Consider the following 12,760-nt stretch of genomic DNA (forward strand, 5'->3'; position numbering starts at 1 on the left):
TCACAAGTTCGGAGGGGTTGAGCAACCTGCTGCCCCGGACACCCGTCTAACACATAGCCAAAGAGGTAATACGGGGAGAATTTCCCATGACCAGGGTGACTAGGGAGTAGACGTGACCGGGACGCAACCTGATGTCAGCGTGATCATCGGGGCGTACGAGGCGATGCCGTATCTGGTCGCGTGCCTGGCCTCCGTCGAGGCGCAGACCATCGACCCGGCGCGTGTCGAGGTCATCGCGGTGGACGACGGCTCCACCGACGGCACCGGGGACTGCCTGGAGCAGTTCGCCGCCCGTGCCCCCATGCCGGTCACGGTGATCCGGCAGGAGAACTCCGGCGGCCCCAGCGGCCCGCGCAACGTGGGCCTGGGCAAGGCCACCGGACGCTACGTGTTCTTCCTCGACGCCGACGACCGGCTCGGCCCCGAGGCCCTGGAGCGGATGGTCGCGATGGCCGACCGGGCCGGCACGGACGTGGTCGTCGGCCGCATCGAGGGGATCAACCGCAAGGCCCCCAGGTCGGTGTGGCGCACGTCGCTGGAGCGCACGGACGTCTTCTCCTCCAACATCAAGTACACGCTCACCGCCCAGAAGCTGTTCCGCCGCGCGCTGCTGGAACGTCACGGCATGCGCTTCGACGAGTCCCTGTTCAGCGGCGAGGACGCGCTGTTCACGATGGAGGCGTACCTGCGGGCCGACGGCGTCTCCGTGCTCGCCGACTACACCTGCTACTACCTGGTGGGCCGCGACGACGGCAAGCACGTGACGAAGACCTCCACCTACCCCGGGCGCTTCGGCCACGCGCGCGCCCTGATGGAGCTGATCGCCGAGCTGGTGCCCGCCGGCGACCGGCGCGACCAGCTCATGGTCCGTCCCTTCGGCGTCACGGTGCTGGCCCAGTTCGGCCCGCGCTGGCTGAAGGACAGCGAGGAGGTCCGGCGGCACAAGCTCGACCTGGCGAAGCCCCTGCTGGACGCCTACTGGACCCCGGGCGTCGCCGATCTGCTGAAGGTCAACGAGCGGCTGCGCATGCACCTGGTGGCGACCCGGCAGACCGGACTTCTGGACGACGTCCTGGAATTCATCCGGGCCAAGAAGCAGGCGGCCGCCCTCCTGGAGAAGGGCGGCCGTCGGCTGTACCTCGTCTACCCGCACTTCCGGGACCGGAAGGCGGGCATACCCGACGAGATCTACCGCGCCCGGGGCCGCGAGGCGCGTCCCTTCCTGGGCTATGTGGAGCAGGCGCCGGGCTCCCTGCTGCGCCGTGCCGTCCGCCGCGCCCTTCCGCACTCCCGCCTCAGTGGAAGGGGCCGGACGGCGGCGTGATGGACACCTCGGCTTGCCGGGAGCGGCGGACGCTCACCCGCGACCTCACCGGTGGCGTCCGGCCCGCGGTGGTGTGAGGGACGCCGACCCGGCCGTCCGCTCCTGCCGCTGACCGGGCAGTTCGGTCGTGCGGCGCCCGGCCGTCCGGGCCCGGTGGTCGCGGGCCGACGCGCACAGTGCCCGCACGGCCGCGGCGAACCGCTCCTGCGCGGGCGGCTCGGCCGGGCCGAGCAGCCGCAGCGCCAGCGCGGCCCGGGCCTCGGCGAACATGTCCTTCTCCGGGCATCGCACCGCCTCCAGCAGCGCCGGCACTCCGGCGGCGTCCGGCGTCAGCACGGTCGCCGCCGCCACCGTCGGGAACGCCACCCGGAACGCCTCCTCGGCGAGCCCGCTGGTGTTGGCCACCGCGTACGGCTTGCCGCTGGCCAGGAAGTCGCTGATCACGCTCGACACATCGCTGATCAGCAGGTCGGCCCGGTCGAAGCAGGAGTACAGCGCGGGCCGGGCCTCGGTGACGACCCGGTGCTCGCCCTCGGGCAGCGACGCCCAGTACGCCTCGTCCCAGCCGGCCGCGGCCGCCGCCACCGCCGCGGCCCGTCCCGGCTCCGGCGCCGACTGCGTCAGCATCCGCTCCACCTGGTCCGCCCCGGCCCGTGGCGCGGACGTCGTCAGCCGGTGCATCTCGGCCGCGTACCGGGCCAGTTCCTCCGAGGCGGCCGGATGCACCGCTGTCCGCCGCCCCTGGTTCGCCGCCCGGATCAGCTCCCGGATGCGCAGATCGGCGGCCCCGGCCCGCGGGTCCACCGTCCCGGTCAGCGGATGCGGCTTGTACAGCAGCCGTACGCCCGGGTCGGCGAGCAGCGCCCGGACCAGGTTCTCCCCGGCCGCGATCACCGAGGTGTTGCCGGGGTTGCCGTCCCAGCCCTCCCAGGTCGGCGCGTACAGCACGGTCGTGTACGGGCCGGTCGGCGGCCCCGCGTACGGGCGTACCGCGTCCAGTTGCGGGCGGCCGATCTCGACGACGTCCTTGTCCTCGACGCCGACCTCGGCCAGCGCGTACCGCTCGCGCGCCGCCGGACCGGCCACCCACACCTCGTCGTACGCCTTGGCGTAGGGGTTGCAGGAGGACAGCTTGTCGCTCTCGCCGTGGTTGACGAAGGCGTGCTTGATGGTGGGGATGCGCAGCACCTGGGAGGTCTTGCCGGAGTTCGAGGGGTGGATGAGCACCTGGAGCGTGGAGTGCTCAAGCCGCATCAGCGTGGACACCTTCGGCAGGCACACCACCGGCAGGTCGGTCGCCGCGAGTTTCTGCACCATGAACCGCTCCCGCAGCACGACCACCGGTCGTTCACCGAGCCGGGCCAGCGGCTCCAGCCACATGTTGGCCTGGTACGCCGAGGAGGCGCCGCCGGAGAAGTACAGCCCGACCGTCGGCTCGTACTCCGCCAGCCACGCGTCGAACCAGTCGAGCACCTCCTGCTCACCGGCGGGCCGGCGGCCCGGCAGCAGCCGCAGCAGCAGGGCGCCCAGACCGGCCACCGAGAACGCCAGGGACACGGCCAGGCCCACCGCCCCGCACAGCGGCGCGTCGGCCGCCACCGTGGCCAGCAGCCCGCCGGTCGCGGGCAGCCCGAGGACCAGCAGCCGGTGGCCGGGGCGGCGCAGCAGCACCGGCGGCGCCGGGGTCAGCCGCAGCGCCGAGGCGTCGATGTTCCGGGTCACCACCGGCAGCGTGCGGCTGCGGCGGACCAGTACGGAGACCGCCTGGATCGCGCAGTGCAGCGCGTAGCAGGCGAGCAGGCCGGCGACGAGCGGGGCGTACACCGTCTCGCGGTGCTGTTCGCCGAGCCGCAGCAGGCCCACCACGAGCAGCAGGTCGCGCAGGACGTGCCGCACGGTGACGTCCGCGTGCGACTTGGTCAGCAGCGACAGCATGCCGCGCTGCCACCGGTACACCGCGCCCTCGGCGGCCAGTGACGAGGCGGTGGCCGCCAGCAGCAGCGGCACGTTCGGCAGCAGCGCGCCGACGGCCTGCGCGGTGAAGGCCGTCGCCAAGGCGGCCAGTACGAGCAGCTTGGCGGTGATCCGGCGGTGGCGGGGCCGCGCCATCTGCCACCGGCGGGACGAGGGTTCGGGCACTGCGGTCACTCCAGGGTCGTCGCGAAACGGACTCCCGGGTTAACGCGCGCCGACCTTCCGACGACACGCGCGTGTCGCCGGAACCCTGGGGTGAGGGCTCGTGCTATGCACCCCGCCGACGGTCCGGCGGGGTGCGTCGCACGCGGACTAACGGCCCGACTGGAAGGCGCGGCCCACCACGCGGCGGGCCCTGCGGATCACCGAACTGTCGGACGCTGCGGGCTTCTTCGCCGCGGCGGTCGTCGCGGCCTTCGCCTGGGCCTTGGCCTTGCTCTTCGCCTGGCTCAGCTCCCGCTTCAGCTTGTTGTTCTCGGAGGTGAGCGCGGAGACCCGGCCGTACAGGAAGCCGATCCGCTCGGTGACGGAGGCGGGCTCGCCGAGCCACGGCCGGACGCCGGGCGGGAAGGACAGCGAGCGCAGCTTCTTCTCGAAGGCCGCGCCGCCGTCGCCGTGCGTGAAGGTGTTCTCCAGGCCGTTCTTGTCGAGGAACCCGGTGAACCGGTCGAAGCGCTCGGCGTGGTTGCCGACCAGGCCGCTGAAGTCGGCCTGCTCGTACAGCCGGGCGGGGTCGAGGTCGTCGGGGAGCTGGTCTATCCGCTGGTGCGGTATCTCGAAGTACCGGCACAGCTCCAGCGTCCGCGAGTCGGCGGTCAGCACGGTCGCGGGCGTCCCGGCGAGCAGGGCGGCGATGTTGCCGTGGATGCGGGAGCCGAAGGAGAAGTCGTAGCCGCGCAGGTCGTCGATCCAGGTGACCGGGTCGATGTAGACCCGGACCTTGTCCTCGGCGTACATCGGGTGGTCCGGGTGCGACGGCATCCCGGTGACCTTGGCGTTCGGGTCGGACATGTCCCGCCAGTGCAACTGCCGCGCGTCGCTGAGGTTCTGGCAGATGAACGTCAGGTTCGGGTAGCGCTCGTGGGTGCGCCGGATGATCTGGTCCAGGCCCTGGCCCTTGACCGCGGAGTGCGAGCCGTTGATGGCGATGCGGGAGGCGGGGGTCACCTCGGACACCCGCTTCTCCACGCGCAGTTCCCGGCCGTGCATGAACAGCGAGGGACAGCCGATCACCTCGACGTCCCGGAAGCCCATGTCCCGCAGGTACTGCTCGGTGAACTCGCCCCGCACGCCGATCGACGCGCTCCGGTCGAGCACCGCCGAGACGAACGAGCGGACGCTCGCCTCCAGGGGCTTCAGCCGGGCCGGGTCGTTGTCGAGGCCGGCCTGGGCGCCGACGCCCAGCACCACCACGGGGATCCGCAGCTTGCGGATGAACTGGGTCATCCGCTGGAGCACTGGCTCGAACGACGGGCGGAAGGCGTTGGCGAGGGGCACCACGAAGGCGTCGTACTCCTCGTTGATCCGGGCCGCCGCGTTCACGTCGATCTTGTTCTTGTTGGAGACCACCTCGACGCCGGGCGTCTGGAGGATCTTGTGCGAGGCGTCGCTGAAGATCAGGTTGCCTGCGTTGGTGAGGATGACGTCCCGGTGCAGGGCTTGCTCTACGGGGACGACGTCGAAGGGGCTCTTGCCGGAACGAAGCAGGATGCGTTTCGTGCGGGGCGCCGCGGAGTCTGATGGTGACACAGTGTTCACAGTATGTTTGTCAGCCTTTTGATTTCTACTGGCATTCGGCACAACTTTCCGGCCGAACGCGTTGCGTGAGCGAACGGTCACGGGGTGTCCGTTCCGCAGCGTGGACCGCCGCACGGCGTCGGACCGGGTTCGCGTAGATTGCTGGAAAGGTCGGACGCGAGGGGAAAGAGTACAGGTGACAGGGGCAAGGCAGGCCGTGGGTGAGGCCCGCAGGATCGTCGTCAAGGTCGGCTCCTCGTCGCTGACCACGGCGGCCGGCGGTCTGGACGCCGACCGGGTCGACGCGCTCGTCGACGTACTCGCCAAGGTGCGCGGCGCGGCGGGGGAGCGGGAGATCGTGCTGGTCTCCTCCGGCGCCATCGCCGCCGGCCTCGCGCCGCTGGGCCTGAGCCGGCGCCCCAAGGACCTGGCCCGCCAGCAGGCCGCCGCCAGCGTCGGCCAGGGCCTGCTCGTCGCCCGCTACACCGCCTCCTTCGCCCGCTACGGCGTCCGCGTCGGACAGGTCCTGCTCACCTCGTACGACATGAGCCGCCGCTCCCACCACCGCAACGCCTCGCGGACCCTGGACCAGCTCCTCGCGATGGGCGCCTTCCCGGTCGTCAACGAGAACGACACCGTCGCCACCGACGAGATCCGCTTCGGCGACAACGACCGGCTCGCCGCCCTCGTGGCCCACCTCGTCCGCGCCGACCTGCTCGTCCTCCTCTCCGACGTCGACGGCGTCTACGACGGCGACCCGAGCCGCCCCGGCACCTCCCGCATCGCCGAGGTCAGCGGCCCCGCCGACCTCGCCGGCATCGAGATCGGCAGCGCGGGGAAGGCCGGGGTCGGCACCGGCGGCATGGTCACCAAGGTCGAGGCGGCCCGGATCGCCGCCGCCGCCGGCATCCCCGTGGTGCTCACCAGCGCGGTCCACGCCGCCGACGCCCTCACCGGCCAGGACACCGGCACCTACTTCCACCCCACCGGCAAGCGCTCCACCAACCGCCTGCTCTGGCTCCAGCACGCCTCCGCGCCGCAGGGCGCGCTCACCCTCGACGACGGGGCGGTGCGCGCCGTGGTCGAGGGCCGCAAGTCGCTGCTGCCCGCCGGGATCGCCGCCGTCGAGGGCGAGTTCGGGGCGGGCGACCCCGTCGAGCTGCGGGACGGCGCGGGGCGCGCGATCGCCCGTGGCCTGGTCTCCTTCGACGCCAAGGAGATCCCCCGGCTGATCGGCCGCTCCACCCGGGAGCTGGCCCGCGACCTCGGACCCGCGTACGAACGTGAGGTCGTACACAGGGACGATCTGGTGATCCTGTACCCGTAATGGGTCGAAACGTCCCCGCACCGGTGGTGGACGTTCCGCGAAACCGCCTCCGTGATCGCGCGGGGCCTGCTCCACTTTGTCGCAGGGACAACCGTCCGGGCCGACCGCGCCGGGACGACGCGCGAGCGAGAAGGAGGCCGTCGTGAGACGAGTGCGCCCGGGGGCGGCCGCGTCCCGCGGCGGTGCCGGCGCCCGCGCGGCCGGCGAGGAACGCGCCCTCACCAGCGTCGCGGCCGGTGACCGCTTCCCGGACCAGGGGCCCGAGGAGGTCCCGCGCCTGTGGCACGTCACCCTCAGCGTCTCCGGTGAGCGCACCCCCCTCGCCGAGGTCCGCCGCGCCCTCGAACAGCTCGCCCACGACCACCCCTTCCTGCTGACCAGCCGCTACGCCGGCGATCACGCCGAGATCCGGTACTGGGAAGAGGCCCGCGACCTGCACGACGCCGCCGCCGTCGCCCTGCGCCTGTGGGGCGAGCACCGGCAGACCGCGGGCCTGCCGCCCTGGGAGATCGTCGGCCTGGAGGTCATCGACCGCGTCACCTACCACCAGCGCATCGCCGCGGGCTACGGCCCCGCCCCGGCGACGCCGGTCGGAGTGCACCCCTTCTGAACGGAACCTTTCTGGGCGGAAACGACCCCGCTCGTCCACCTGCCGGAGTCCCGTCTCGGGGTGTGGGACGTACACGGACTGACGTCGCCCGGCGCACTACCCTTCCCCCATGACCACGCTCTCGCCGTACGACTCGATGTCCCCGGTCACCCAGGCCGCCTACCGGGCCAAGGCCGCCGCCGCCGACCTCGCGCCGCTGCCGCGGGCCGTCAAGGACGACGCCCTGCTCGCCGTCGCCGACGCGCTGGAGGTCCGTACGAGCGAGATCGTCGAGGCCAACGCCCAGGACGTGGCCAAGGCCCGCGAGGCCGGGACCGCCGAGGCACTCATCGACCGGCTGACCCTCACCCCGGAGCGGGTGCGGGCCATCGCCTCCGACGTACGGGACGTCGCCGCCCTGCCCGACCCCGTCGGCGAGGTGGTCCGCGGCAACACCCTCCCCAACGGCATCGACCTGCGCCAGGTCCGCGTCCCGCTCGGCGTGGTCGGCATCATCTACGAGGGCCGGCCCAACGTCACCGTCGACGCCGCCGCCCTCTGCCTGAAGTCCGGCAACGCGGTCCTGCTGCGCGGCTCGTCGTCCGCGTACCGGTCGAACACCGCCCTGGTCCGGGTGATCCGCGACGCGGTCGGCGGCGCCGGGCTGCCCGCCGACGCCGTCCAGCTCGTCCCCGGCGAGAACCGCGACAGCGTCCGCGAGCTGATGCGTGCCCGCGGCCTGGTCGACGTCCTCATCCCGCGCGGCGGCGCCTCCCTGATCAACACGGTCGTCCAGGAGTCCACCGTCCCCGTCATCGAGACCGGCACCGGCAACTGCCACGTCTACGTCGACGCGCAGGCCGACCTCGACATGGCCGTCGACATCCTGATCAACTCCAAGGCCCAGCGGGTCGGCGTCTGCAACGCCGCCGAGACCCTCCTGGTCCACCAGGACATCGCCGCCGGCTTCCTGCCCCGCGCCCTCGACGCCCTCGCCGACGCCGGCGTCACCGTGCACGCCGACGAGCGGGTGATGGCGTACGCCAAGGACTCCCGCGCCACCGTCGTCGAGGCCACCCCGGAGGACTGGGAGACCGAATACCTCTCCTACGACATCGCCGCCGCTGTCGTCGACTCCCTCGACCGGGCCGTCGAGCACATCCGGCTGTGGACCTCCGGCCACACCGAGGCGATCGTCACCACCTCGCAGCAGGCGGCCCGCCGCTTCACCCAGCTGGTCGACTCCACGACGGTCGCCGTGAACGCCTCCACCCGCTTCACCGACGGCGGCCAGTTCGGCTTCGGCGCCGAGATCGGCATCTCCACCCAGAAGCTGCACGCCCGCGGCCCGATGGGCCTGCCGGAACTGACCAGCACCAAGTACATCGTCACCGGCGACGGACACGTACGGCGCTGAACCGGCCCCCGGCGCGCGGCCGGGCACACGCCCCCGCGCAGCGCCTCGCGCCCGTCTCACCCACCGGATGAATTTCCATACCGTCTGCCCAAAATGACCCCCCAGGTCTACTCTGGATGCGTGCCGGAGGACGTGGGGGGCACGCCGTTCCCTGACGGCTGGGAGCCCGACGACGACCACGACCGCGGGGTGTCGGACGAAGAGTTCGCCTCCGTGGTCTTCGACGAGGACTTCGTGGGCGCGGCCACGGTCCACGAGCCGACCGCCGTCGAACGTCTGCTGGCCGCCGCCGAAGCCAGAGCGGAGGCATCCGAGGCCGAGGCCGCCCGCCGCGCCCGCACCAGGGGCGAGCGCTACGACGACGGGTACGGCGACCTGGGCCCCGACCCGGCCGACCCCGACTACGACGACCCGGACGACGACGCCGACCCGCTCGACCGCCCCTACGGCGCCCCCGCGAGCTACGGCAAGCAGGTCCGCTGGCACCGCCCCGTCGCCTGGATGCTCGCCCTCGTGATGGGCATCGGCATGGTCGCGCTGGCCTTCAGCGCCGTCTACCGGGGCGCGTCCTCGGACAGCGACCGGGACCAGGTGCCGCCGCCCGCCTCCACCGGCCCCGAGCAGGGCGGCGCCGCCACCCCCTCGGCCTCCGCCGACTACTCCCAGCCGGCCGTTCCGGTGATCCCGCGCAGCCCCTGAGCGACGCCCGCGACCTCGCTGCGAAGCAGTCCGAACTTGTCGTGTACCTGGGCGTTTATCCGGGGGGCCGGCGACCTACTCTGAAGATATGGGAGGGCCTCCAGACCCGCCTGAAGGGACACCCGAGGGCGCCCCCGGAGGCGGCGACGACGAGTACCGGTCCGTCGTCTTCGACGAATCGTTCGTCCGCGCTGCCCACCTCCAGGAGTTCTCCGCCCAGGAGCGCATCGCCGACCACACGCCCGCCGTGCGCCGCCGCCCGCCGCTGCGCCGCGGCGGACTGTCCCGGCAGGCCCTGATCCTGGTCGTGCTGATCGCCGTGGCCTTCGGCACCGCCGTGTACATGGGCGTACGCCACCCCTACCAGAGCCCCGCCGCGCGGCAGGCCGCCGAGCAGGTGCGGATGACGGTCGTCCCGCTCGCCCCGCGCGGCAAGGTGCCCGGCGCCGCCGACGCCGAGCGGCTGTACGCGCGCAGTCCCGCCGCGCAGTTCCGGGCCGGCGCCGCGGGCGTCACGCTGCCGCCCTACCGCAGCACCGCCCACTTCGCGGACGAGCAGGTCAGGAACGCCCTGCTCACCGCCAAGGAGTACGTGGTGCGCTCGTCGCTCGACCGGGAGGTACTGGTCGGCGGGGAGACCCGCTCGGTGCGGGTGCTGCTCGACCCCGACCAGACCGGCCAGTTCGACGAGAGCTTCGAGGAGCCCGCCGCCGACGGCCGGCACGCGGCCACCGGATGGCTGGTGCGCTTCGACCCGGCCCGCGTCGAGCTGGCCGGCGCCGAGATCCGCGTCCGGGGCTCCCTGCGGGCCCTGGAGAGCGACTCCTCCACCCTGGAGGTCGTCGCCGCCCACACCGTCGTCTATCCGCTGCGGCCCACCGGCGACACCCGCGCCGAGGTGTCGCTGTTCACCGTCCGCCGCGAGCTGCACTTCCGCTTCGACCGGGACGACCTGCGGCTGCACCAGGCCCGGCTCACCCTCACCTCGCTCCAGGCGGGCCCGCTGTCCTGCGCCGAGGACGCGGCCGGGTACCTGCGCCCGCTGCTCGCCGGGCAGAGCGCCAAGGAGGGCGGCCCGGCCGGCACCGACCCGTACGCCACGGGCGAGGCCACGGCCCTGTGCGGCACCCTGGCCGAGAGCGCGCAGCCGAAGGTGTGACCGGTCCCGGTCAATCGCGGGGCCGGGGGCCCTCCGGCCCGCCGTCCGAGGCGTCCCCAGGGCCCTCGGGGCCACCGGGGCCCTCCGAGCCGTCCCGCCCGCCCTTCGGCCCCGGCTGCGGGGAGCCGAACCCGCCGAAGCCCCGCCGCACCCGCCCGCCGAGGTCCCCGGCCCCGCCGGCGATGTCGTTGACCAGCTTCATCAGCGGGTCCTTGGACGTGCGCACATGTGTGGCGTAGCTGGACGCCGACTCCCGCCAGGAGTCGCGTACCGAGGTGTCCTTGTCCTCGTCGCGCCGCGGGTAGTGGCCGTCCATGATCCGCTGGTAGTCGCGGGAGGCCGCCCACTTCTTCAGCTCGGCGGCCCGCACGGTGGTGAAGGGGTGGGAGCGCGGCAGCACGTTCATGATCTTCAGTACGGAGTCGCGCAGGTCGCCGCCGGCCTCGTACTCGTCGGCCTGCTCCAGGAACGCGTCCACGTTCATCTCGTGCAGGTGGTTGCCGCCCGCGATCTTCATCAGGCCGCGCATGGACGCCGTCAGGTCCTGGCCGACCAGCAGCCCCGCGCGGTCGGCGGACAGCTCCGACTTGCGGAACCACTCGCGCAGCGCGGTCACGATCGCCATGATCGCCAGATTGCCCAGCGGGATCCAGGCGACCCGGACGGCCAGCGAGGTCAGGAAGAGCAGGACGGTCCGGTAGACCGAGTGCCCGGACAGCGCGTGCCCGACCTCGTGCCCGACGACCGCCCGCATCTCCTCCTCGTCGAGCAGCTCGACCAGCCCCGTGGTGACCACGATGATCGGCTCGTCCAGGCCGATGCACATCGCGTTCGGGTTCGGGTCCTGGTTGACGTACATCGGGGGGACCTTCTCCAGGTCCAGGATGTAGCAGGCGTCCCGCAGCATGTCGTTGAGGTGGGCGAACTGCCGGTCCGAGACGCGCACCGAGTCGGAGAGGAACAGCAGCCTCAGGCTCCGCTCCGGCAGCAGCCCGCTGAGCGCCTTGAACACCGTGTCGAAGCCGCTCAGCTTGCGCAGCGCCACCAGGGCGCTGCGGTCGGCCGGGTGCTCGTACGCGCGCGAGGAGATCCCCGGGAAGCGCCTGCGTGACCTGCTGGGCACCTGCTCGTGCCCGTTGCTCTGATGGCCGTCGGCCATGACTTCCCCCAGGTGCGTCCTAGTGGCCCTTTGCGAACCCTTGTGCGGTCCTTTGTGCCCCCGAAGCAGAGCCCAGCCTAGGCGGAGTTACCGTGGACGGGCAGTACAGCTAAGGAGTCCGTGTCATGGAGCATGTCCCACACCCCGCCTGGCTCGCCGGGGCCGCGAACGCCGCCGAGCAGCCCGGGTCGGGCCACCTGCTCCAGATCGTGCTGATCGTGATGGTGCTGGGCTGTGTGCTCACCGCGTGGTTCCTGTTGCGGGGCTACAAATCGAAGGACGACTGAGGCGGCCGTAAGGTTCCCCGGGCGGCCCGGACCCGTCCCGCCGGCTTCCCGGCGGTTCCCCGACAGTCCCCAGGGGCTTCCCAACGGCGGAGTCGGCGTGATCGCGTGCGGGGGGCCCGCATACGATGAGCCCACGTCTTTATCCCGCCCACACGCGATAGGTCCTGCCGAAGATGAGCTTCCACAGCACCGCTGCCCAGTTGGTCACCCTTGCCGCCGAGGGCGAGGAGCACGGCGGCAACCACGAGAGCCTCAGCCCCTACGTCACCGGCATCGGCGCGTTCGTCATCCTGATGCTGCTGCTGTGGATCACCACGCGCTTCAACCGGGACCGCTGAGCGCGTCCTCGGGGGAACAGGCGGCCGAGACGTTCAGCCGGGGCCGGTAGGGTCTGCACGCATGGGAGAGCAGGACATGCCTACCGGCCCGGTGAACGGCCCGGCAAGCGGCACACGGCACCGCCCCGGTCCCGGCACCGCCCCGTCACGACCGGGCAAGCGCCGGCTCGGCGTCATGGGCGGCACCTTCGACCCGATCCACCACGGGCACCTCGTCGCGGCCAGTGAGGTCGCCACACAGTTCCACCTCGACGAAGTGGTGTTCGTGCCCACCGGGCAGCCCTGGCAGAAGAGCCACCGCGCGGTCTCCGCGGCCGAGGACCGGTATCTGATGACGGTCATCGCCACCGTCGAGAACCCGCAGTTCTCCGTGAGCCGCATCGACATCGACCGCGGCGGCCCCACCTACACCGTGGACACCCTGCGCGACCTGCGCTCGCTCAACCCGGACACGGACCTGTTCTTCATCACCGGCGCCGACGCCCTCGCCCAGATCCTCACCTGGCGCGACAGCGAGGAACTCTTCTCCCTGGCACACTTCATCGGCGTCACCCGCCCCGGCCACCACCTGACGGACGCGGGACTGCCCGAGGGAGGCGTCTCTCTCATCGAGGTCCCCGCCCTCGCCATCTCCTCCACGGACTGCCGGGCGAGAGTCGCCAAGGGCGACCCCGTCTGGTACCTGGTGCCCGACGGCGTCGTGCGCTACATCGACAAGCGTCAGCTGTACCGCGGCGAGTGAGCCGAGAG

General features: G+C 72.2%; 12 protein-coding genes. 9 read left to right on the forward strand and 3 right to left on the reverse strand.

Annotated elements, in window-relative coordinates; all coding sequences use genetic code 11:
* Positions 1–112 precede the first annotated feature (112 nt).
* Complete coding sequence (locus J7I94_RS21780) at positions 113–1,324, forward strand: glycosyltransferase (RefSeq protein WP_215169051.1); 1,212 nt, start codon at positions 113–115, stop codon at positions 1,322–1,324.
* Between the two features lie 45 nt (positions 1,325–1,369).
* Here J7I94_RS21780 and J7I94_RS21785 read toward each other — a convergent pair whose 3' ends face one another.
* Positions 1,370–3,433, reverse strand: coding sequence for a hypothetical protein (locus J7I94_RS21785; RefSeq protein WP_215169222.1), 2,064 nt, complete (start codon positions 3,431–3,433; stop codon positions 1,370–1,372).
* A 177-nt stretch (positions 3,434–3,610) separates the two neighbouring features.
* Positions 3,611–5,047: a polysaccharide pyruvyl transferase family protein gene (locus J7I94_RS21790; RefSeq protein ID WP_215169052.1), complete on the reverse strand. Its 1,437-nt coding sequence runs from the start codon at positions 5,045–5,047 to the stop codon at positions 3,611–3,613.
* A gap of 184 nt (positions 5,048–5,231) precedes the next feature.
* Here J7I94_RS21790 and proB point away from each other — a divergent pair, with 184 nt between their 5' ends.
* The 5 genes from proB to J7I94_RS21815 all read left to right on the forward strand — a co-directional run bounded on the left by proB (position 5,232) and on the right by J7I94_RS21815 (position 10,226).
* The gene (gene proB / locus J7I94_RS21795) at positions 5,232–6,362 is read left to right on the forward strand and encodes a glutamate 5-kinase (RefSeq protein WP_215169053.1); all 1,131 of its coding nucleotides are present in this window, start codon (positions 5,232–5,234) and stop codon (positions 6,360–6,362) included.
* 151 nt (positions 6,363–6,513) lie between these two features.
* Positions 6,514–6,972, forward strand: coding sequence for a hypothetical protein (locus tag J7I94_RS21800; protein WP_215169224.1), 459 nt, complete (start codon positions 6,514–6,516; stop codon positions 6,970–6,972).
* Positions 6,973–7,081: 109 nt separating this feature from the next.
* Positions 7,082–8,368 (forward strand): glutamate-5-semialdehyde dehydrogenase, encoded by a 1,287-nt coding sequence (locus J7I94_RS21805; RefSeq protein WP_215169054.1) that lies wholly within the window; start codon positions 7,082–7,084, stop codon positions 8,366–8,368.
* Positions 8,369–8,461: 93 nt separating this feature from the next.
* Complete coding sequence (locus J7I94_RS21810; protein ID WP_215169055.1) at positions 8,462–9,067, forward strand: hypothetical protein; 606 nt, start codon at positions 8,462–8,464, stop codon at positions 9,065–9,067.
* Between the two features lie 88 nt (positions 9,068–9,155).
* Positions 9,156–10,226: a hypothetical protein gene (locus J7I94_RS21815; RefSeq protein ID WP_215169056.1), complete on the forward strand. Its 1,071-nt coding sequence runs from the start codon at positions 9,156–9,158 to the stop codon at positions 10,224–10,226.
* A 10-nt stretch (positions 10,227–10,236) separates the two neighbouring features.
* Here the strand turns inward: J7I94_RS21815 and J7I94_RS21820 are convergent, their stop codons facing one another.
* The gene (locus tag J7I94_RS21820) at positions 10,237–11,385 is read right to left on the reverse strand and encodes a M48 family metallopeptidase (RefSeq protein ID WP_215169058.1); all 1,149 of its coding nucleotides are present in this window, start codon (positions 11,383–11,385) and stop codon (positions 10,237–10,239) included.
* Between the two features lie 125 nt (positions 11,386–11,510).
* Here J7I94_RS21820 and J7I94_RS21825 point away from each other — a divergent pair, with 125 nt between their 5' ends.
* From J7I94_RS21825 to nadD, 3 genes are all read left to right on the forward strand, one after another.
* Positions 11,511–11,672 carry a hypothetical protein gene (locus J7I94_RS21825; RefSeq protein WP_215169060.1) on the forward strand — a complete coding sequence of 54 codons (162 nt, stop codon included), beginning with the start codon at positions 11,511–11,513 and terminating at the stop codon, positions 11,670–11,672.
* Between the two features lie 173 nt (positions 11,673–11,845).
* Positions 11,846–12,010, forward strand: coding sequence for a hypothetical protein (locus tag J7I94_RS21830; RefSeq protein WP_215169062.1), 165 nt, complete (start codon positions 11,846–11,848; stop codon positions 12,008–12,010).
* A 61-nt stretch (positions 12,011–12,071) separates the two neighbouring features.
* On the forward strand, positions 12,072–12,752 hold the full coding sequence (gene nadD, locus J7I94_RS21835) for a nicotinate-nucleotide adenylyltransferase (RefSeq protein ID WP_215169064.1): 681 nt from the start codon (positions 12,072–12,074) through the stop codon (positions 12,750–12,752).
* Positions 12,753–12,760 lie beyond the last annotated feature (8 nt).

The organism is Streptomyces sp. ISL-12 (assembly GCF_018614415.1).
Lineage (GTDB): Bacteria > Actinomycetota > Actinomycetes > Streptomycetales > Streptomycetaceae > Streptomyces.